Below are 20,265 nucleotides of genomic sequence, written 5' to 3'. Positions count from 1 at the left end.
CCCCAGCCGGTGACGACACCGTCGGTGTGCGGCTTCTTCGCCTCCAGCCCGAAACCGGTCGCCCGGTGCCGCCGCAACTGCTCCACCTCACGGAAAGAGCCCTCGTCCAGCAGCAGCGCGATCCGCTCACGAGCGGTCAGCTTCCCCTTGGCGTGCTGCGCCTCGGTCGCCCGGTCACTCGGGCCGCGCACCGCCCGCTCCCGGAGATCGTGCAACTCCGCGACCCGGCCGCGGATATCGGCCGGGGACTCCCCGGCCGGGTGCTCTGTCTGGGCGGTCATCTCACACCAACTCCTTCGGAGAACGAGGGGCGGCAGGCGCCGGGTTCAGGCGTACGGGCCGGTGCGGGCCGCCGCGGGCGCGGCCGCGGGCAGGATCTGCACCAGCTTTCCGGGCCTGCCGGGGCGGCGGCGCCACTCCCGGGGGTAGCCCAGGGAGACCTCCTGGTGCGGTACGCCGTCGAGCCGGATCGTGCGGGGGATGTGCAGATGTCCGTAGACCACGGACAGGGCGCGGAACCGCCGGTGCCAGTCGGCCGTCGCCGTGGTGCCGCACCACAGGGCGAACTCCGGATGCCACAGCACCCGGGTGGGTTCCCGGACGAGGGGAAAGTGGTTGACGAGCACGGTGGGCAGGTCCGGGGGCAGCTCCGCCAGCCTGGCCTCGGTCCAGGCCACCCGGGCCCGGCACCAGGCCTCGCGGCTGGGGTAGGGGTCCGGGTGGAGCATGAATTCGTCGGTGCAGACCACCCCGGCCCGTTCGGCCAGTTCGAGCGCCGCTTCCTTGGTGTACGTGCCTTCCGGGCGGAAGGTGTAGTCGTAGAGGAGGAACAGCGGGGCCACGGCGACGGGGCCGCGCTCCCCCTGCCAGAGGGGATAGGGGTCCTCGGGGGTGGCGACACCGAGCCCCCGGCAGATCTCCACCAGATGCCGGTACCGTTCCTCGCCGCGCAGCCGCACCGGGTCGTCCGGGGCGGTCCACAGTTCATGGTTGCCCGGTGCCCACACCACCCGGGCGAAGCGGTCCCGCAGGGTCCGCAAGGTCTCCTCCACGACGGAGACGAGTTCCCCCACATCGCCGGCCACGATCAGCCAGTCGTCCTCCGACTCGGGCCGGAGCCCGTCGACGATCTTCCTGTTCTCCTGGTACCGGACATGCAGGTCGCTGATGGCGAGGAGTTTCCCCGGCCGGGTCTCACGCATCACTTACTCCGCTGGCTTCGCGTGTTCTGAGGGCCGGTTCCCGGGCCCGGGCGCGGACGGGGCCGCGTCAACGGGCCCGTACCCTCGCGTCCGCCGTACCGCCGGACCCTCCGCCGCGCACACCCGTGGCGCGGGAAGGCTGCCGAACCGACGGCCCGTCAAGCCGGCTTCGTTCGGAGACTACCGACGGGGCCCTGCCGCAGGGCATCCCTAGGCACCCCTATCCCTGGCCCGAACACCCCCTGACATGGGGAGACGTGGATGGACCCGCTCGTTCCGGATGGCCGTCGGGGGCGGGACGCGGAGAATGTCCCGGCTAGGTGCCCTATGCAATGAACGAGTGAAGAGTTAGGTTAGGCTAAGCAAAGCCTGAAGCTCTTCGCAGCCTCGCCGTCCTCCGGTGGGGCTGCCTGTCCGTCCCGGGAGTCATCCGCCGTGCGTTCCGTCCGTTTTCGCAAGAGCATCGTCCTGACCAGCGCGGTCCTGTGCGCTGGAGTGGTCCTCAGCGCCTGTGGCAAGACCGAGAGCGGTTCGGACTCCGGCAAGAGCCAGGGCAATGTCACGGTGACCACCGCGAAGGGCGAGGTCGAGGTTCCCCTCAAGCCCGCCAAGGTCGTCGCGCTCGACAACACCTCCTTCCTCACCCTCAAGGCGTTCGGCATCAAGCCCGTCGCCGCGCCCAAGGGCCTGCTGCCCAACAACGGCTTCGAGGACTGGCAGAAGGACTCGTCCATCAAGGACGCGGGCATCCACCACGAGCCCAAGTTCGAGGCGATCAACGCCACCGAGCCGGACCTGATCATCGGCGGCTACCGCTTCACCGAGCACCACGACAAGCTCTCCAAGATCGCCAAGACGATCGACATCGCCCCCTCCGACGAGTCCAAGGACGGCTACGTCAACGCGATGAAGGCCCAGACCGAGACCCTCGGCAAGATCTTCGGCAAGGAGGACAAGGCCAAGGAGATCATCGCCGCCCTCGACAAGGCACAGCAGGCCGCCACCGCCGCCACCAAGGGCGAGAAGGTCTTCCTCGGTGTCGCCAGCGCCGGCAAGGTCGACAACGGCGCCAGCCGGATCAGCCGCCTGACCCAGCCGCTGAACCTGAAGAACGTGCTCGACGCCGAGGGCAAGAAGAGCACCTCCGTGCACGACAACTCCGGCCTGGCCCCCGAGACCATCGCCAAGCTCAACCCCGACTGGGTGATCATGCTCGACCGCGACGCCGCCGTCGGCGCCGAGGAGGGCACCGTGGCCGTCCCCGCGAAGAAGGTCGTCGAGGGCATGGAGGCCTGGGACAAGACCACCTTCCGCACCAAGGACCAGGTCATCTACCTGGACAACGACTTCTACCTGACCGAGGGCATCCAGGCGTACACCACCGCCTTCGAGCAGGTCGCGACCGCCTTCGGCAAGACCGGCTGACGCCGTCCCCACGCGCCACCGCGGCCCCGGGCTCCCCGCCCGGGGCCGCACCCGCACCCGTCCCGGAAGCCCGATGCGCCGACGACTCCCGCTCCTCCTGGCCACGCTCGGAGTGCTGGCCCTGATCATCACCTCCCTCTTCGTCGGGAGCTACGACATCGACCTGAAGTCGTTGTTCACCGACCCCGAGGCCCGGCGGATGTTCTTCATCTCCCGGGTGCCGCGGACCCTCGCCCTGGTGCTCGCCGCCGCCGCGATGGCCGTCTCCGGCGTGATCATGCAGATGCTCGTACAGAACCGTTTCGTCGAGCCCACGACCACCGGCACCAGCGAATGGGCCGCCCTGGGCGTCCTGCTGCTCACCATTGCCGCGCCGATGGCCTCCCCGCTGGTGAAGATGGGCGCCGCCAGCGCCTTCGCCTTCGCCGGCGCGATGGTCTTTCTCTTCGTCCTCCAGCGCATCGCGCTGAAGTCACAGGTCATCGTGCCGATCGTGGGCATCATGCTGGGCGCCCTGGTCAGCTCCCTGACCCTGTACCTCGCCTCCACCCACCAACTGCTCCAGACGCTCGCCACCTGGCGCTCCGGCGGATTCAGCTCGGTGGTCCGCGGCACCTACGAACCCCTCTGGGTGGTCGGGGCCATCGTCATCGGGCTCTATCTGGCCGCCGACCGGTTCACCATCGCCGGACTCGGCCGGGACACCGCCACCAGCCTGGGGCTGCCGTACCGCCGCATCATGTTCATCGGCCTCACCATGGTCGCCCTGGCGACCGGGGTGACGACCGTCGTGGTCGGCTTCCTCCCCTTCCTGGGGCTGATCATCCCCAATCTGGTCTCGATGGCCCGTGGTGACGACATCCGCAGCAATCTGCCCTGGGTGGTCCTCAGCAGTGTGGCGCTGATGATCGCCTGCGATCTGGTCGGACGGACCCTCGTCGCTCCGCTGGAGATCCCGGCGACCGTGGTGCTCGGCGCCGTCGGAGCGGTCGTCTTCGTCGCGATGATCCTGCGCCAGCGAGGTAAGGCCCATGTCTGAGAACACCGCCGCCGCCCTCCCGCGGACGCCCGCGCCCACCCGCCGCCGGCTGCCGGTGCCCGCCCGGCTCGCCGTCGCCGCCGTCATCGCCGGTACCGCGGTCGTCTGCTACCTCTTCCTCTTCATCCAGGGCTCCTTCGACTTCGCCTTCGAACGGCGGCTGACCGTCGTCGGGACCATGGCCGTGGTCGCCTTCGCCCACGCGGTGGGTACCGTGGTCTTCCAGACCATCACCCACAACCGCATCCTCACCCCGTCCATCATGGGCTTCGACGCGGTCTACATCCTGATGCAGACCCTGCTCGTCGCCTTCTTCGGCGGCAGTGTGCTCGCCGCCACCGACGGGATGCCCAAACTCCTCACCCAGACCCTGCTGATGGTCTGCTTCACGATGCTGCTGTTCCGCTGGCTGTTCTCCGGCCGCAACGGCAGCATCCATGTGATGCTGCTGGTCGGTGTGGTCCTCGGGCTGGCCTTCCGCAGCGTCTCCGACTTCCTCCAGCGGATGCTCTCGCCCAGCGAGTACGACGTCCTGTCGACCCGGCTGTTCGGCCGGCTCACCAGCGCCGAGGCGTCCTATCTGCCCCTGGCGACCCTCGTCTGCCTGATCGTCGGTGCCGTCGTCTGGTACCGCTGCCACCGGCTCGACGCCCTGCTGCTCGGCAAGGACGCCGCCACCAACCTCGGCATCGACCACAAGCGCGAGCTGACCGTGATGCTGCTGATGGTCGCGCTGCTGATCGCGATGTCCACCGCGCTCGCGGGCCCGATGACCTTCTTCGGCTTCGTCACCGCGATGCTCGCGTACCAGATGACGGGCACCCACCGGCATGCCGCCGTCCTCCCCATGGCCTTCCTGATCGGAGTCATCACCCTGGTCGGGGGCCAGTTCATCCTGGAGCACGTCTTCTACGCCTCCGGCATGCTCACCGTCGTCATCGAGTTCCTCGGCGGGGCGGTCTTCCTCCTCCATCTCCTCCGGAAGGGCACCCTGTGATCGAGTTCACCGACATCAGCAAGGCATACGGGGACACCGTCGTCCTCGGCCCGGTGTCGGGCCGGATACCCGCGGGCGGCGTCACCTCCCTGGTCGGCCCGAACGGCGCCGGGAAGTCCACCCTCCTCACCATCATGGGCCGGCTCGCGGAACCCACCTCGGGCACCGTGACCGTCGACGGCATCGACGTCCACCAGGCCCCCTCGCGAGACGTGGCCAGGACCCTGTCCATCCTCCGCCAGGAGAACCACTTCACCGCCCGGGTGACCGTACGGGAACTGGTCTCCTTCGGCCGCTTCCCGCACAGCCGCGGCCGGCTCACCAAGGAGGACGTCACCTACGTCGACGACGCCCTCGACTTCCTCCACCTCGGCGACCTCCAGCACCGCTACCTGGACCAGCTCTCCGGCGGCCAGCGCCAGCGGGCCTATGTGGCGATGGTCCTCGCCCAGGACACCCGGTACGTCCTCCTCGACGAACCGCTCAACAACCTGGACATGAAGCACTCGGTCCGGATGATGACCCAGCTGCGCCGCGCCGCCGACGAACTCGGCAAGACCGTCGTACTGATCGTCCACGACATCAACTTCGCCGCCACCTACTCGGACCGGATCATCGCCCTGCGCGACGGCCGGATCGCGGCCTCCGACACGGTCGGCAACATGATGCGGGCCGAGGTGCTCACCGACGTCTTCGACACCCCCGTCCAGATCCACGAGGTCGACGGAGTCCGGACCGCGGTCTACTACCGCTGACCTCCCGGAGCGGGCGGGCCGCCGCCGCAACCGGCTACGCGCTCCGGGTCGTCAGCCAGGTGTCGATCACCTCGGCGACCAGGGCGGCGCCCCGGCTGTTCTGGTGGATGTGGTCGGTCGTGAGCACCAGACCCCTGCGCCGCGAAAGCGTGTCGAGGCCGCCGCGCAGCACGGCGTGCCGGACGAGGACGCCGACACCCGCCACGGGCGTCGGCTCCTTGTACGGCACGGGAGGCGGGTCCGCTCGGCGCAACTCCTCGACCTGGCGTTCGTGGAGGGGGAGGTAGGCCGCCGCGCCAGCGGCGGCGACCTCGGCGATCATCCGGCTGTACGCCTGAGATGCCTGCGCCGCCGCTCCGTCGAGTTGCTGGCCGAGGACCGGGAGCGACAGCAGACCGATCGTCGCGCCGGTCTCCGTCCGAAGCCGTTCGACGACGGCTCCCAGACACTCCTGGAACCACCCGCCCGACGGGCGCCGGGGCAGTTTCCTGCGCTTCATCGCCCGCTCGACGGGGTAGCCGGCGAGGCTCGCCCGGGCGTCGTTGGTGCCGATCACCGCGGTGAGCGCGCGGCCCGGCGGACCGCAGTGCACCCCCGCCGGGAACCCGCGGAGGTCGAAACCGACGTACGAGCCGATGTACCGCCGCAGGGCGGCCGTCGGATATGCCTCGGTCCAGGCGGTCGTATGGCTCTCCACCCTCGTCAGTGTACGAACCGGCGGCGGACACCAGCGGGGGATGCGGACGCCGCACGCGGCGTCAGACGGCCGGGGGCCGGGACGGGTGGGCCTGGTTGCGGCGGAGGAGGGCCGCGCCGAGGGGGGTGAGGGTGTGCAGCACGGTGACCGCATGGCGGTGGCTGTCGATGATGCCTGCCTCGCGGAGTGCTCTCGTATGGAGACTGACCGATCCGGCCGACAGGCCCGTGGCTTGGACGAGTTCGGTCGAGGTCGCGCCTGAGGCGCATGCGGCGAGGATCCCGGCGCGGCTGCGCCCGATCAGTTTCCCGAGGGCCGGACGGGGTTCCGCGGAAGGGGGTGTCAGCGCGGGCGGGTGCAGCAGGGGATAGACGAGTACCTGCGGCAGGTGAGGGTCGGCGATGGTGACGGGATTGTGCCAGCAGAAGTATGACGGGATCAGGGTCAGTCCCCGCCCGTCCAGGTGGATGTCGCCGCTCCTGGTGTGGTGCAGGAGTTCCAGCACCGGGGGCCGCCATCTCATCGCGGGGGCGAGGCCGGCGAGAAGTCCGTCGATTCCGCCGTCGAGCATGGTCCGGGTCCGTAAGGCGCGTTCGCCGCCCAGGCGGGAGGCGATGTGCTCGGTGTACGGGGCGATCGCCTCGGAGTGGTACACGTGCAGGGCGTCGACCAGTGCGGCCCGGCCTTCGGCGTCGGCCAGTCGGCGTAGCCGGGCCTGGTCGCTGTGGGTACCGGCGACCCGGCCGAGCTCCGCGAGGGCCCGGGTCCGTGGGGTCGCCAGGATGGCTTCCAGCCCGGCCCGCAGGCCTTCGGAGGCTTCCGGCGGGGTCAGGAAATCCGGGAAGTACCTGGCCCGGGGGAGGGCCGGCAGCAGCAGGGTGCGGACGAGCGGGCCGAGTCCGCGCCTGGTCAGCCGCTGCGTGGTGGCGCGGTGCCACTCCGCGAAGGCCCAGCGGCCCTGTCTGGTCTGCAGACGGTGCAGGCTGAGGACGGTCTCCCACAGCGGGTCGGGGCCGGATGCCCGCCGCGTCCGGGCGAGATCCGCCTCAGTGAAATGTATGCGGAGCATCTCATTCCCCCTTGTGACCTGCGCTGTTTTATTCCGTTCAAAGATTCTGTCGCGGGTTCTTGAGCCCTGCCAAGCTGCGTGCTGCCCGGTGGGACCGGCTGCGCCGTTACCACCTTTCGCGCCAGGAATCATCACCACCAGAGCAAAGGGGATAAGTGTGGTCGGAAAACTACGATCCAAGATGAGTATGACCGCGGCCGCGGCCCTGCTGATGGCAGGCGCCTTCGCCACACCGGCCCTGGCGGAGACCGATCCCAATGCCGCCGAGATCGCCGCCGTGGTGGCCGGTACGGCCGACTGTCCGAGGGGGTACGCCTGTCTGTGGGTCCACGCGAACTGGACCGGGCAGCGGTGGCAGGGCCAGTACAACAACCCGACCCTGCCTGCCTTTATCGATATGCAGGCCTCGTCCTCGTTCAACAACGGCAACAACTGCCCCGTTCACTTCGACACCGCCCGGGGGTACGGCGGTCACGTCATGGCCGAGGGGCTGGGCAGTATCCGTCAGAACCTGGCGCTCAACCCGATACCGCACGGGAACGGCCCCCACGACAACTTCAACGACCGGATCAGGTCGATGTACTGGTGCAGCCGCTGATATGCGTCCCGCCACCGTCAAAGCCACCCTGCTGGTGTGGGTGGTCGGCGTGCTCTCCGGCTGCGGCAGCTCGCAGCCGGAGGGTGCGCGGATACCCGACCACCTCGACCGGAGCACGGTGGACATGGTCACCGGTACCGGTGACCATCCGGCTCGCCTGTACCGGGTGGCACTGGTCGACCTTGCGCTCACCGAGAAGTGCATGCGGGATGCCGGGATCCCGTGGAAAGGCGGCGTCGGCCGGCCCGACCCGGCTGCCGACGGAGGCGGCGGGGCCGGCGCCGACTGGGTCCGGCGGCATGGGTACGGCCTGTCCGGGGCCGAACCGTCCGACCGTCCGGCCGGTGACGGGCAGAACGGGCCGTCCGCCGGGAACGACCATCCGCGGCTGCGCGAAACCCTGCTCGGGCCCCGCACCGCACTGGCCAAGCTGACCGCCCCGGGCGGCATCGTCTACTGGTACCCAAAGCAGGGCTGTGCGGCGAGAGCCCATGTCTCCGTCTACGGCGACCTCGACACCTGGGCACGGATCACGTACCTGCCGCAGGAGATCGGTCTCGGCCTGATCAAGAAGGCGACCTCCGACCGGCGTTACCAGGCCGCGCTCGGGAACTGGCGGACCTGCATGAGCCGGTACGGGTACAGCTACGACGCGCCGTCCAGTGTCCCTCGGGCACTGAGGAAGGCCTTCGAGAACTCCCCCGAGCCGCTGGACCGGCAGCGGGCGAAGGAGATCACCATTGCCGTGCGCGATATGGGCTGCGACCAGCAGGTCGGGCTCTCCGCGACCGGGCTGCGGCTGCGCCGGGAGTTCGCCGACGCCATCGAGCCGGAACAGCGTGCGGAGATGACCCGGCTGTCCGGCCTGTTCACCAAGGCCGAGCGGCGCAGCAGGACCCTGTCCCGCTGACGGTCCCCGGTGGACGGCACCGGGGCGGCGGAACCCGGGCCGGCCGACGGGCCCTGACCGGCGACAAGCGCGGCCGAGCCGTCCGGCCCCGCTCCATCCGGACCCCCTCTCCGTCATCTCCCCTCTACCCCCTGGTGAATCACTGCTAACCAAGCTGGGGTGCTTAGTCCGTGGAAAAATCCTTGTGAGAGGCCTTGTTCTGACTTCTTTGTGATGCTTCCCTTTCGTCTGCCGAGAGCGTTGGCTTGATTCCGGGCCGTTGGTGACCCGGGCGAGCCGAGCGAGCCGCGTCCGCCGCCCGCTGTCCGACTGCTTCGAGGGAGACCCATGAGCATCGATGTCGACCGCACCGCCGACCCCGGCTCCCCGGCGCTCGCCGCACCGGCGGCCCGCCGGGCCGAACGCCGTGGCTGGCTCGTGGTCTGGGCCCTCGTCCTGGTCCTGGTGATGAACTATGCGGACAAGATCATCACCAATATCGCGGGGCCCGCGATCATGAAGGATCTGGGCATCGGCGAGGCCCGGTTCGGAGTGATCCAGGCCAGCTTCTTCGCGCTCTTCGCCGTCGGTGGCATCCTCGGCGGCTGGCTGATGACCCGGATGCGGCCGTGGATCCTGCTCCTGATCATCATGGTGGTCTGGTCCCTCAGCCTGCTGCCGATGGGCTGGCAGGTCGGCTTCGGCACCCTGGTGGCGATGCGGGTGCTGCTGGGCCTGGCCGAGGGGCCGACCATCGCGCTCGCCATGTACATCGCCCACACCTGGTTCCCGCCCGAGAAGCGGGCGCTCCCCAGCTCGGTGATCATCGCCGGGGCCAATGTGGGTGCGGTGATCGGCGCTCCCACCCTGACGTGGATCGTCACCGACTACTCGTGGAACGCCGCCTTCGTCGCCCTGGCGGTGGCCGGGCTGGTGGTGGCCCTCATCTGGCTGGTGGTCGGCCGCGAAGGAGACCAGGGCGGCGGTGCCCATGCCGCCGGAAGCGTACTGCCGGAGCGGGTCCCCCTGCGGGCGGCGCTCACCACCGGATCGGTGATCGGCATCTCCGTGATGTTCTTCGCCGCGTACGCCTCCACCTCCCTCAAGGTCTCCTGGCTCAAGCCCTATCTGGAACAGGGCCTCGGCTACGACGCCCGCACCGCGGGCAACCTCACCGCCCTGCCCTATCTCGGCGGCATGATCGCCGTCATCGCGATCGGCTTCGTCTCGGGCGCCCTGACCCGGCGCGGCATGAGCAGCCGGGGCGCCCGCGGCATCCTCGGCGCCTCGCTGATCATCGCGGCCGGGGTGCTGCACCTGGCCTGGGCGCCGCTGGACGCCGGACCGCTGCATATGGCGCTGCTGGTGCTCAGCGCCTGTATGGGCTCGGCGGGCTACGGTGCCACGTTCGCCGCGATCAGCGATGTGGCCCCCCTGAAGCAGCGCGGTGTGGTGCTCGCCGCCGTGACCGCGGTCTACGGCGTGGGCGGCTTCGTCGCCCCGCTGGTCCTCGGCGGCATCGTCGAGGGCGCCGCCACCAAGGCGGCCGGCTATGCCACCGGATTCACGCTGGTGGGAGTGGTGCTGATCATCGGCGGTCTGGTCGGGATGCTGCTCATCAACCCGGAGCGGGACGCCGCGAAGCTGGCCGCCGTCGCCGCCCGGGAGGCGGAGAACCCCGGCACCAGCCCGGTGTCGACGCCCTGATCCGACCTCTCAAGGAAGTTAGGGCTGCTTCACTTATCGGTGACTAGTGCCTAGTCTGTACTGAGGTTGAAGGTGAAGTACCGGTAAGGAAGAAATCTTTCAGAAGTCGGAGCAGCCATGCGTGACGCAGTCGTCGTCGAAGCCGTCCGGACCCCGGTCGGCAAACGGGCCGGAGCGCTCTCCGGTGTCCATCCGGTGGATCTGTCGGCCCATGTCCTGACCGCGCTGGCCGGGCGCGCCGCCCTGGACCCGGCGGACCTGGACGACGTGGTCTGGGGCTGTGTCAGCCAGATCGGCGAACAGGCCTCCAATATCGGGCGGTACGCGGTGCTGGCGGCGGGCTGGCCCGAGGAGGTCCCCGGTGTGACGGTCGACCGCGCCTGCGGCTCGTCGCAGCAGGCCGTGCACTTCGCGGCCGGTCTGGTGGTCGCCGGTCAGTACGACATCGTGATCGCCGGGGGCGTCGAGTCGATGAGCCGGGTGCCGATCGGTGCCGCGCGCAACGCCGTCGAGTACGGCCGGCCGTTCGGTCCGGCGGTGCGCGAGCGGTACGGCGTCGACGAGTTCAACCAGGGCCTGGGCGCCGAACTGATCGCCGAGCGGTACGGGCTCAGCCGTACCCGGCTGGACGAACTCGCCCTGGAGTCGCACGAGAAGGCCGCCCGGGCCACCGCGGAGGGCCGGTTCGACGCCCAGCTCGCCCCCGTCACCGCCACCGCGGACGACGGCACCGTCCGCACGCTCACCGCAGACGAGGGCATTCGCACCGGCTCCACCCCGGAGAAACTGGCGGCCCTCGCCACTCCGTTCAAGCCGGACGGTGTGATCAGCGCCGCCAACTCCTCGCAGATCTCGGACGGCGCGGCGGCGCTGCTGATCACCACCGGTGAGATCGCCCGGGCCCGGGGCTGGCGGCCCCTCGCCCGGGTGCACACCGCCGTAGTCACCGGGGCCGACCCGATCACCATGGCCCTCGGCCCGGCCCCGGCTACCGCCAAGGCCCTCAAGCGGGCCGGGCTCTCCCTCGGCGATATCGGCGCCTTCGAGATCAACGAGGCGTTCGCCCCGGTCACCGCCGCCTGGCTGGCGGAGACCGGCGCCGACCCCGCCCTGCTCAACCCGAACGGCGGGGCGATGGCGATCGGCCATCCGCTCGGCGCGTCGGGCGCCCGGCTGATGACCACGCTGGTCCACCATATGCGCGACAACGGGATCCGCTACGGCCTCCAGTCGATGTGCGAGGCCGGTGGCATGGCCAACGCCACCATCCTCGAACTCCTCTGAGCCTCCGTCCGCCCCGCCCCGCCCCGCCCGCCGCGCCCCGGCCCCGGACCGTACGACCCTGACCCGGGGGCGCCGGGGCCAGTGCTGGTCCGGAGCGGGGGACGGCACAGCCCGCCACGCGGGGAACGTGGCGGGCTGTGTGCTGGTTGGGGCGGGCGGCCCGGGCGCCGGCCGCCCGCCCCGGTCGGTGCTACTTCGCGAACTTGTCGTTGAAGGCGAAGTAGTCGATGGAGGCGGCCATGGCGGCGTCCTGTCCGGTGAGGAAGGCGCGGGCGGCGTCGGCGGCGGCGGTGTAGGCGACCTGGGCGATGGCGGTGCCGGCGGAGTACCGGGAGACGCCGGCCTCGCGCAGCTGCTCGGGGGTGGGGGCGCCGGGCAGCCACATGGCGTTGATCTTCAGGCCGGTGTCGCGGGCGACGGTGCCCAGTGCGTCGAGGTCGAGCAGGCCGGGGACGAACAGGCCACTGGCGCCGGCTTCCCGGTAGGCGTTGCCGCGGGCGATGACGTCGGCGAGGCGGCCGGCCTCGTCGCCCACGCCGAGGAGGAAGACATCGGTGCGGGCGTTGATGAACAGGTCGATGCCGGCGTCGTCGGCCGCGGCACGGGCGGCCTTGATGCGCCCGGCGGCGGCCTCGGTGTCATACAGCGGACCGTTGTCGGTGGCGCCGGAGTCCTCCAGGTTGATGCCGACGATCCCGGTGGCCAGGAACTGCGTGATCGTCGTGTGCAAGCCGTCGGTGTCGTCCGCGTAGGCGTTCTCGACGTCGGCGCTGACCGGCAGGTCGGTGGCCGCCACGATGCGCTCCAGGTTGGCGAGCACGTCCGCCTTGGCCAGCGAGCGGCCGTCGGCGACGCCCTGCGACCAGGACTGCGCGCCGGAGGAGGTCGCGATCGCGGTGGCGCCGGCCTCGGCGGCCAGGCGGGCGCTCCCGGCGTCCCAGGCGTTGGGCAGCACGAGGAAGCCGTCGTGCAGGCCGCGGAACAGTTCGGCGCGCTGGTGCTGGAGGGTGGTGGACATGTGGAGGGTTCTCCTTCCGGACCGATTCTCGGTCTCTCGGTCTCTCAGCCGGTAGACGCGCCCCGGCCGGCGAATGTGAGATGCCAGAGGCGGGAAATTTCGGAGCACTCGTTTTCTGGGCGGCGGCCCGGAGCCGGGACGCGGCGTAGCTGCGCCAGGGACGCCGATGTTCGGCCGCCGCGGCGGGGTCGGCGGCGCTGGGGTGGCCAAGGCGCGCCGCAGGACCGCGTCGCCGGCGGGGAAGGCGTCGGGATCGGTGCCGGTGCGTACGCCCAGGTAGTCCACCGTCCAGGGGCCCCCGCCGTAGGTGGCGGCGCGGGGGGCACGGTGTGGTGGTCGAACAGTCCCACATCGCCGGGGCGTTGGGTGGTGGGGGTCATGCCGGCCAGATTCCGGAAGAGCCGCGGCGGTGGGAGTCCAGCAGGTGGGTGTCGACGATGCCGATGGCTTCCATGAGGGCGTGCATGGTGGTCGGGCCGACGAATGCGAACCCTTGCGCGCGCAGTGCCTCGGAAAGGGCCCGCGACTGGGGGGAGATGGTGGGGATCTCGGCGAACGTGCGCGGCCTGGGGGTCTCCTCTGGTTTGAACCGCCACACGAAGTCGGCCAGGCCGCCGTGGTCGCGCAGCCGGACGGTCGCCCGGGCGTTGGTCACGGCCGCCCGGATCTTCGCGCGGTTGCGGACGATCCCGGCATCGGCCATGAGGCGTTCGACGTCGGCGTCTCCGTAGCCGGCGACCCGGTCGGGGTCGAAGCCGTCGAACGCGGTACGGAACGCCGGGCGCTTGCGCAGGATCGTCGCCCACGACAGCCCGGCCTGGAACGCTTCCAGGCTGATGCGTTCGTACAGGCCGCGCTCGTCACGGACGGGCATGCCCCATTCGGTGTCGTAGTACCGGCGGAGCATCGGATCCGCGGCGGCCCAGGCGGGGCGGGCGAGCCCGTCCTCGCCGACCACCACCCCGGGGCCGGCGGGATACTCGGGGGCGGGGGCGGTGTCGCTGGCCATCGCGGACCGGTCCTCACTGTTCTTCAGGGGATGGGGGAGTTTCCACCGTCTGGGTCCAGAAGGTGGAGAACAGGGCGCCGACAACAAGAACGGGTGGATGCACGGTGCGCGGCTTGGGCGGCCCGCGTCCTGGCCCGGGCCGCCCGGACAGAGGGGGCTGATGCTCACAGCCTGATAGGTGCGCCATCGGGCCGGAGGGCGAGGCCGTGGCTAGAACAGTCGTGCGGCCCGTGCCTCGGCCGGCTCTTCGAGGTCGAGCAGGAGCTGCTTGCGCTCCAGCCCGCCGCCGAATCCGGTGAGTTTGCCACCCGCGCCCACCACCCGGTGGCAGGGGATGACGATGCTCACCGGGTTGCGCCCCACGGCCTGGCCCACTGTCTGGGCAAGCCCTTTGCCGCCGAGCTCGACAGCGATGTCGCCGTAGGTGATGCGCTCGCCGTACGGGATCCGGCGCAGCTGCGCCCAGACCTGCTCCTGGAACGCGTCGCCGTGCGTCACCGCCGGAACGTCGAACACCTTGCGCTCCCCGGCGAAGTGTTCGCCGAGCTCGCTGCGTGCCTGTGCCAGGACCGGGTCCGCGGACGTCTCCGTGCGGCGGCCCCACGCCGAGGGCCGGGGTGTGTACCGGTAGCCCGGAAAGTACAGCCCCGCCAGCGCGTTACCGTCGGCGACGAGCAGGAGCCGCCCCACCGGGCTGTCCACATACGTGTGCCGGACGTTCACGTGATCACCTCTCTGCAACTGCTGTCTGTCCGTGATGAAGACGCGCGCGCGGCGTGCAATGTGAGATCCGTATGGACGGCAGTCGGCCGGACACGACGGAGCGGCTGTGGGATTTCTCCCTGTGCCGGCAGTCAGGCTGTTTCCGGAGCGGAAGGTGCAGGCGTCACCGGTCCGGTGACCGCGATGGTGCCGTCCTCGGTGATCCTCCAGACGGCTCCGCCCGCGTCTGCTCCGGTCATGCCGCGCAGACGGTCGGCGCCGATCAGTGCCAGCGTGGCGGGGCGGGCGAGGGCGGCGGTGGCCAGGGTGCGGTCGGGCCGCCAGGACGTGGACCACAGCAGTCGCCTGGTCATCTGGGCCCAGCCGGTCTCCGGGCCGGTCATCACCCACAGGCCGGCCGGGGCGGCGGCGAACCGGCGGGCCTGGCGCAGCCAGGAGGCCGCCGTCTCCGGCCAGGTGACGGTGTCGGCCACCGTCCCGCCGCAGGCTCGCCAGGTCCGAGTGATCGTTGCGGCGGCGGCCAGTGCGGCCGGGGTGCGGCCGGAGCCGACGGCGATGCTCCGGGTTCCCCGGGCGAGGGCCAGTTCGATCAGTGCGGCGAGTTCATGGCAGGTGATCGCCGGATCGGGGCCCGGCCGGAGGGAACCGGTCAGCAGCGGACTGGTCAGGGAGGAGTCCATGGAATGCCTTCCTCGCGGGCGGTCCGGACGCATGGGGGCGGGTACCGGGCCTGCGGCGGCCGTCAGGGGTTTCATGCGGCGTCGTGGAAGACCAGGGCCAGCGTGTGCCGGCGCCCTGAACGGATGGCCGAGACGCCGTGCCGGACGGGGGCGGCCGACCAGCCGCGCGTGGAGCGCACGGGCCGGTCTCGGGTGGTGAACACGTATCCGTGGCCTTGCGGGAGCAGGGTGGCGGTGCCACGGGACTGGGCGCGGGGGCGCTGCTCGACCAGCAGGAACTCTCCGCCGGTGTGGTCGGTGCCGGGCCGGTCCAGGTTGATCACGACCTGGAGCGGGAACACCAGGTCGCCGTAGATGTCGCGGTGGAGAGCGTTCCAGTCACCGGCCCCGTAGCGCAGCAGGATCGCGGTGGACTTGGTCTGCCCGGCCGCGTGGCACGCCTCCAGCCACTCGTCCAGGGTGTCCGGCCACGGCGCGGGGCGGCCGAGCCGTTCCCACCAGGTGCGGGCGATGGGCAGCAGCCGCGGATACAGGGCCTGCTTGAGCCGCTCGACCGGCTCGGGATAGGGGGCGTGGAAGTACTTGTACTCGCCGGCCCCGAACCGGTGCCGGGCCATGTCGACGGTCGACCGGAACAGCTCGGTCCGCTCGTACAGATCCCGGAGCGCCGCGGCCTCGTCCGGGGTGAGCAGCTGTGGCAGCAGAGCGCCGCCGAACGCGTCGAGCTCGGCGGTCACCGCGTCCCAGTCGGCGGTCTCGACACGGGCGGCCCACGGCCCGGCTCCCTCGGCGGTGTCTGCGCCGGGAGCCGTCGCCTTCGTCTTGGCGGCGGTGGTGCTCATGCGGCGGCCTCCAGTTCCAGCAGGGCGGTCTTGGCTTCCAGGCCGCCGATGTAGCCGCCGAGGGTGCCGTCGGTGCGCAGCACCCGGTGGCAGGGGACGACCACCGGCAGCGGGTTGGTCGCGCAGGCGGTGCCGACGGCGCGCACCGCCCTGGGGTTGCCGACGAGCTCGGCGACCTGGCGGTAGCTGCGGGTCTGGCCGTAGCCGATCTCGGGCAGGTGCTGCTGGACGAGCTGCCGGAAGCCCTTGGACAGGGACAGGTCCAGCGGCAGGTCGAAGGTCTGCCGACGTCGGTCGAAGTACTCGTCGATCTCTCGGGCGGCGGTGTCCAGTCGGCCGGGGGTGCGCAGGATGCGCGGGCTGACCTTGTCGGCCAGGGTCTCCAGAACCCGGTCGTGGTCCTCGATCGCGTAGGCGACGCGGATCAGGCCCCGCTCGGTCGCGGCCAGCAGCAGCGGGCCGACCGGGGAGTCGACGACGGTGTAGGCGATGTCGATCAGGGCGGCGGCCTGGGCCTTGGCCTCCAGCCGGCGGTGCAGTCGGGCCAGATCGGCTTCGACGGGAGCGGACAGCATGCTCAGGACGTCATCGTGGGGTCGGGTGCCGCTCATGTAGATGCTCCTTTCGAGGTCGCGCCCGGATAGTGTTTTCGCAGATTCTTCAGACCGTCCGCCGCCGCCCGGCGGGCCGCCGCGGTGTTCCCGCCCAGGACTGCCGCGATCTCGTCGTACGACATTCCGGCCAGATAGCGGAACGTGACCGCCTGCCGCTGCTTGCCCGGAAGGTGCCCCACCATCTCCCACAGCTCCCCGTCGCCGTCCCCCGGCACACCCAGCGCGCTGGGCGTCTCCGGCAGTTCCTCGGCCGGCAGCGGCAGGCGGCCGGCGGCACGCAGCACGTCGATCGCCTTGCGTCGCGCGATCGTCACCAGCCACGCCTCCACGTTCGCCGTCTCCGGCAGTCCCGGCCAAGCCCGCATCGCCGCCAGAAACGTCTCCGACCAGGCATCGTCGGCGTCGTGTGTCCCCAGCAGCGCCCGGCACACCCGCAGCACGGTCGCACCATGCTGCTCGACCGCCTTCTCGAATGGTTCCCTCATCCTCGCCCTGCCGTAGACCTTGATCCGAACCGGTGTGTTCGGGCTCCCGAAACAGCCGACCAGCTGCGGCCGGCGTCCCATCCACTCCTTTCAGGTCCGCCGGCCCCCGCTCGGCCTTCGGGCCTTGGCCGTGACCGGCGGCGTTCTCCGCCTGCTGTCTCACTGGGAAGACGGTGCGGGTGCCGTGAATGTGAGATCCGGATTCCACCCGTCGGGAAACAACCCCCGGCCTGCCGGGAACGCGGTACTGCCGGCACGTCCCGGACGGTCGCCGCCGAGGACGGTCCGCGCACGCAGAACCCGGGACGGCACGTCCCGGACACGGCCGCGCCTCCCGGTGCAAGATCGTGCCTGGCACGGGCCGCAGCCGGTCCCGTTCACCCGGCGGACGGGTGCAGGACGGGCGCGTACCCGGCGGCCAGTACCCGTACCGTCACCGCGGGAGTGAGCACCTCCACCCGAAGACCCGGGGCGACCGTCCGCGCCGCGCCGTACCCGGCCATCGACCAGGGCAGCCAGCGCCCCTGCCGCACCAGCCCCGCCTCGCCGTCCAGACGGACGAACACGCCGTCCGGCAGATCACCGGCCGCCGCCCGGAAGGTGCGCCGGCACCCCTCGGGCGTGTGCCGGTCCGCCTCCAGCCTGCCGTCCATCTCCGGCGCGCCGGGAAGACCGCCGCCCAGGGCCTCTGCCCAGCTCCGCCGGAACCGCCGGTAATCCGGGACACGGCACAACCCGCACGGCCGGTGCCCGGCGGCAAGTGCCGTCACCTCGTCGAGGAAGTACAGCTCCGTCAGCCGGTCCGGCTGCCACTGGACCCGCCTCCAGCCCTTGAACTCCAGCACACAACAGATCCAGGCCCGCGTCGACGGCTTACGGGTCGGCTGACCGGCGGCGCCCAGCAGCGAACCCCTGTTCCCCCAGAACAGCCCCCGCCCAGGATCGGCCACGAACTCGCCGTCAGGCCGCACCCGATTACGCCGACCCGTACGGGCACCTTCACCCGCCCCCGGCCGGCTGCCCTGCCCCGTTAAACCTTCGTCCATCGCCATGATGTGCTCCTCGCCCTATCAGATGACCAGCGGCATGGCCGACCGCCGCCACGGTGAAGACACCGGCAACAGGCCAAGCATGAGACCGGAGGCCCAGGAGCCCATCGGACCACGATGCCCCAAAGCACCCTCATGAAACAGTCGCGGCTTGTGAGCGACGACTTCAAGCGCGTGGAATCACGCGACTGCCCGATGTTCACCTGCGCCGCCCCGGCCGGCTCCCCGTGCCGCACCGGCAAGCGCAAGGTGGCCATCCATTCCACACCGCCCGCTTCCGCCTCGTCCCCTCGTTCCGCGGACACGTGACCGCAGCCCCAGGCGGTCACGCAGTGCTGCACACCATCTGGCCGTAGCTATACGAGAACACGGCCTGCCCGGGCCGTACGACCTGACCCGGTCCAGGTCACCCAGCCCGTACGCCGAACGGGGGCGCCACCGTCCGGTGACGCCCCCCCTCGGCCCGCCCGCCATGGTGCCCCTCGCCTCAGAGCCCCAGATCCTTGGCGATGATCGTTTTCATGACCTCGCTCGTACCGCCGTAGATCCGGGACACCCGGGTGTCCGCGTACAGCCGCGCGATCGGGTACTCCGTCATATAGCCGTAGCCGCCGTGCAACTGGAGGCAGGCGTCCACGACCCGCCCGGCGACCTCCGTACCGAAGAGCTTGATCCGGGCGGCCTCCGCGGCGGTCAGCTCACCGGCCTCGTCCAGCTCCACCCCCCGGTCGGCGAGCGCCTCGGCCGCCCGGAACTCCGCCTCGCACCCCGCCAGCACGAACTTGGTGTTCTGGAAGCCGGAGAGCGGTTCGCCGAAGACCCGGCGGCCGGTGACGTACTCCGTGGTGAACCGGATCGCGGCCCGCGCCTGGGCGACCCCGGCCACCCCGATCGACAGCCGCTCCCGCGGCAGGTTCCGCCGCAGATGGGCGAAGGCGCGGCCCTCCTCGCCGAGGAGGTTCGCCGCCGGGACCCGGACGTCCGTGAAGGACAGTTCGGCGGTGTCCATGCTGTGTCTGCCGATCTTCTCCAGCTTCCGGCCGACCGTGAAACCCTCGCTGCCGGACTCCACACAGAGGATCGACAGACCGGCCCGGCGGTCCGCGGGGTCGTACGGAGCGGTCCGGCAGACCACCAGGACCAGATCGGCCACCGCCCCGCCGGTGATGAACGTCTTGGCGCCGTTGAGGACGTAGTGGCCGCCGTCCGCCGACCGTACGGCGGTGGTCCTGATGCCCGCGAGGTCGGAACCGGTGCCCGGCTCGGTCATCGCGATCGCCAGCAGGATGTCCCCGGAGGCGCAGCCCGGCAGCCAGCGCGCCCGCTGCTCCGCGTCCGCCAGGTCCAGCAGATAGGGCAGCACCACACCGGTGTTGACATGGTGGTGTCCGAGGGAAGCGGCGGCCAGCGCCACCTCCTCGTGGATGACGGCCTGGAACCGGTAGCCGGCCGGTCCGGTCCCGCCGTACTCCTCGGGAATGCCGAACCCGAGCGCGCCGATCTCCGCCAGCCCTGTGAAGAGGGAGCGGGGCACCTGTCCGGCCCGCTCCCACTCGTGGACGTACGGGACGGCCTTCCGGGCGATGAAGTCCCGGACGGTACGGCGGAACGCCTCGTGCTCCGGGCCGTAGAGGGTGCGCCTCATACCCGGGCCCCGTCCACGACCAGGCACTGGCCGGAGACGTAGTCGGTCTCCGGGAGGCAGAGCGCGTACACCGCCCCGGCGGCCTCCTCCGGGGTGCCGGGCCGCCCCAGCGGAATGATCTTCGAGGCCATCGCGGCCTTCTCCGGGTTGAGGCCGACCTTGATGTCGCGGCCGTCGATCTTCAGGGTGGCGTTGTCGGCGGCGGTGGCCTCGGTCATCCGGGTCAGGATGAAGCCGAAGGCGACGGCGTTGACATTGACCTTGTAGCGGCCCCACTCCTTGGCCAGGGTCTTGGTGAGGCCGATCATCCCGGCCTTGGCGGCCGCGTAGTTGACCTGGCCCAGATTGCCGTAGTAGCCGCTGGTCGAGGAGATGTTGACGACCTTGCGGTGGTACTCCGTGGGGTGCTCCCTGAAGTACGGCAGGGCGGCCCGCAGGATCTTGAACGAGGCCGTCAGATGGACGTCCAGCACGGTGTGCCACTGCTCGTCGGTCATCTTCTGGATGACGGTGTCCCAGGTGTAGCCCGCGTTGTTGA

At 70.8% G+C, this 20,265-nt stretch carries 23 protein-coding genes; 9 read left to right on the top strand and 14 right to left on the bottom strand.

Annotated features, from left to right (window positions below):
* Both ACWDR0_RS31060 and ACWDR0_RS31055 read right to left on the bottom strand, forming a co-directional pair.
* Positions 1–281 (bottom strand): carboxyl transferase domain-containing protein (locus ACWDR0_RS31060; protein WP_456355146.1); only part of this gene is annotated, 281 nt, incomplete at its 3' end.
* A gap of 45 nt (positions 282–326) precedes the next feature.
* Positions 327–1,202 (bottom strand): metallophosphoesterase family protein, encoded by an 876-nt coding sequence (locus tag ACWDR0_RS31055; RefSeq protein ID WP_456355145.1) that lies wholly within the window; start codon positions 1,200–1,202, stop codon positions 327–329.
* A gap of 435 nt (positions 1,203–1,637) precedes the next feature.
* On the opposite strand from ACWDR0_RS31055, the gene ACWDR0_RS31050 reads away from it, so the two are divergent.
* The 4 genes from ACWDR0_RS31050 (at position 1,638) to ACWDR0_RS31035 (ending at position 5,418) form a co-directional block, all read left to right on the top strand.
* A complete protein-coding gene (locus tag ACWDR0_RS31050) occupies positions 1,638–2,627 on the top strand; it encodes a siderophore ABC transporter substrate-binding protein (protein WP_456355144.1) in 990 nt (329 codons plus the stop codon).
* Between the two features lie 73 nt (positions 2,628–2,700).
* Complete coding sequence (locus ACWDR0_RS31045) at positions 2,701–3,666, top strand: ABC transporter permease (protein ID WP_456355143.1); 966 nt, start codon at positions 2,701–2,703, stop codon at positions 3,664–3,666.
* A complete protein-coding gene (locus tag ACWDR0_RS31040) occupies positions 3,659–4,663 on the top strand; it encodes an iron chelate uptake ABC transporter family permease subunit (protein ID WP_456355142.1) in 1,005 nt (334 codons plus the stop codon). The genes ACWDR0_RS31045 and ACWDR0_RS31040 overlap by 8 nt, the downstream gene beginning before the upstream one ends.
* Positions 4,660–5,418 carry an iron ABC transporter ATP-binding protein gene (locus tag ACWDR0_RS31035; protein WP_456355141.1) on the top strand — a complete coding sequence of 253 codons (759 nt, stop codon included), beginning with the start codon at positions 4,660–4,662 and terminating at the stop codon, positions 5,416–5,418. Before ACWDR0_RS31040 ends, ACWDR0_RS31035 begins: the two co-directional genes overlap by 4 nt.
* 34 nt (positions 5,419–5,452) lie before the next feature.
* On the opposite strand, the gene ACWDR0_RS31030 is transcribed toward ACWDR0_RS31035, so the two are convergent.
* Both ACWDR0_RS31030 and ACWDR0_RS31025 read right to left on the bottom strand, forming a co-directional pair.
* Positions 5,453–6,115, bottom strand: a complete 663-nt coding sequence (locus ACWDR0_RS31030) for an SGNH/GDSL hydrolase family protein (protein WP_456355140.1) — start codon at positions 6,113–6,115, stop codon at positions 5,453–5,455.
* A gap of 61 nt (positions 6,116–6,176) precedes the next feature.
* The gene (locus tag ACWDR0_RS31025; RefSeq protein WP_456355139.1) at positions 6,177–7,184 is read right to left on the bottom strand and encodes an ArsR/SmtB family transcription factor; all 1,008 of its coding nucleotides are present in this window, start codon (positions 7,182–7,184) and stop codon (positions 6,177–6,179) included.
* Positions 7,185–7,365: 181 nt separating this feature from the next.
* On the opposite strand from ACWDR0_RS31025, the gene ACWDR0_RS31020 reads away from it, so the two are divergent.
* The 4 genes from ACWDR0_RS31020 (at position 7,366) to ACWDR0_RS31005 (ending at position 11,662) form a co-directional block, all read left to right on the top strand.
* Positions 7,366–7,782: a peptidase inhibitor family I36 protein gene (locus tag ACWDR0_RS31020; protein ID WP_456355138.1), complete on the top strand. Its 417-nt coding sequence runs from the start codon at positions 7,366–7,368 to the stop codon at positions 7,780–7,782.
* Between the two features lies 1 nt (position 7,783).
* Positions 7,784–8,692 (top strand): hypothetical protein, encoded by a 909-nt coding sequence (locus ACWDR0_RS31015; RefSeq protein WP_456355137.1) that lies wholly within the window; start codon positions 7,784–7,786, stop codon positions 8,690–8,692.
* A 327-nt stretch (positions 8,693–9,019) separates the two neighbouring features.
* Positions 9,020–10,378 carry an MFS transporter gene (locus ACWDR0_RS31010; protein ID WP_456355136.1) on the top strand — a complete coding sequence of 453 codons (1,359 nt, stop codon included), beginning with the start codon at positions 9,020–9,022 and terminating at the stop codon, positions 10,376–10,378.
* Positions 10,379–10,495: 117 nt separating this feature from the next.
* Complete coding sequence (locus ACWDR0_RS31005) at positions 10,496–11,662, top strand: thiolase family protein (RefSeq protein WP_456355135.1); 1,167 nt, start codon at positions 10,496–10,498, stop codon at positions 11,660–11,662.
* A 190-nt stretch (positions 11,663–11,852) separates the two neighbouring features.
* On the opposite strand, the gene ACWDR0_RS31000 is transcribed toward ACWDR0_RS31005, so the two are convergent.
* From ACWDR0_RS31000 to ACWDR0_RS30965, 8 genes are all read right to left on the bottom strand, one after another.
* The gene (locus tag ACWDR0_RS31000) at positions 11,853–12,680 is read right to left on the bottom strand and encodes an isocitrate lyase/PEP mutase family protein (protein ID WP_456355134.1); all 828 of its coding nucleotides are present in this window, start codon (positions 12,678–12,680) and stop codon (positions 11,853–11,855) included.
* A 376-nt stretch (positions 12,681–13,056) separates the two neighbouring features.
* Positions 13,057–13,689 (bottom strand): DNA-3-methyladenine glycosylase I, encoded by a 633-nt coding sequence (locus tag ACWDR0_RS30995; RefSeq protein WP_456355133.1) that lies wholly within the window; start codon positions 13,687–13,689, stop codon positions 13,057–13,059.
* 210 nt (positions 13,690–13,899) lie between these two features.
* Positions 13,900–14,412: a methylated-DNA--[protein]-cysteine S-methyltransferase gene (locus ACWDR0_RS30990; protein ID WP_456355132.1), complete on the bottom strand. Its 513-nt coding sequence runs from the start codon at positions 14,410–14,412 to the stop codon at positions 13,900–13,902.
* Positions 14,413–14,543: 131 nt separating this feature from the next.
* The gene (locus ACWDR0_RS30985) at positions 14,544–15,092 is read right to left on the bottom strand and encodes a hypothetical protein (RefSeq protein WP_456355131.1); all 549 of its coding nucleotides are present in this window, start codon (positions 15,090–15,092) and stop codon (positions 14,544–14,546) included.
* Positions 15,093–15,163: 71 nt separating this feature from the next.
* Complete coding sequence (locus ACWDR0_RS30980) at positions 15,164–15,934, bottom strand: 2OG-Fe(II) oxygenase (RefSeq protein WP_456355130.1); 771 nt, start codon at positions 15,932–15,934, stop codon at positions 15,164–15,166.
* A complete protein-coding gene (locus tag ACWDR0_RS30975; RefSeq protein WP_456355129.1) occupies positions 15,931–16,545 on the bottom strand; it encodes a methylated-DNA--[protein]-cysteine S-methyltransferase in 615 nt (204 codons plus the stop codon). The genes ACWDR0_RS30980 and ACWDR0_RS30975 overlap by 4 nt, the downstream gene beginning before the upstream one ends.
* A complete protein-coding gene (locus ACWDR0_RS30970; protein WP_456355128.1) occupies positions 16,542–17,033 on the bottom strand; it encodes an RNA polymerase sigma factor in 492 nt (163 codons plus the stop codon). The genes ACWDR0_RS30975 and ACWDR0_RS30970 overlap by 4 nt, the downstream gene beginning before the upstream one ends.
* A gap of 377 nt (positions 17,034–17,410) precedes the next feature.
* A complete protein-coding gene (locus tag ACWDR0_RS30965) occupies positions 17,411–17,983 on the bottom strand; it encodes a hypothetical protein (protein WP_456355127.1) in 573 nt (190 codons plus the stop codon).
* Between the two features lie 216 nt (positions 17,984–18,199).
* Here ACWDR0_RS30965 and ACWDR0_RS30960 point away from each other — a divergent pair, with 216 nt between their 5' ends.
* Complete coding sequence (locus tag ACWDR0_RS30960; protein ID WP_456355126.1) at positions 18,200–18,391, top strand: zinc finger domain-containing protein; 192 nt, start codon at positions 18,200–18,202, stop codon at positions 18,389–18,391.
* Positions 18,392–18,569: 178 nt separating this feature from the next.
* Here ACWDR0_RS30960 and ACWDR0_RS30955 read toward each other — a convergent pair whose 3' ends face one another.
* Together ACWDR0_RS30955 and ACWDR0_RS30950 are read right to left on the bottom strand one after the other, a co-directional pair.
* Entirely contained in the window at positions 18,570–19,727 is a 1,158-nt protein-coding gene (locus ACWDR0_RS30955) for an acyl-CoA dehydrogenase family protein (RefSeq protein WP_456355125.1), read from the bottom strand.
* Positions 19,724–20,265, bottom strand: a 542-nt coding sequence (locus tag ACWDR0_RS30950) for an SDR family NAD(P)-dependent oxidoreductase (RefSeq protein ID WP_456355124.1), incomplete at its 5' end; no start/stop codon positions are given. The genes ACWDR0_RS30955 and ACWDR0_RS30950, both read right to left, overlap by 4 nt.

It is taken from the genome of Streptomyces sp. NPDC003691 (assembly GCF_053981115.1).
This window is presented reverse-complemented; position numbering and strand designations above follow the sequence as displayed.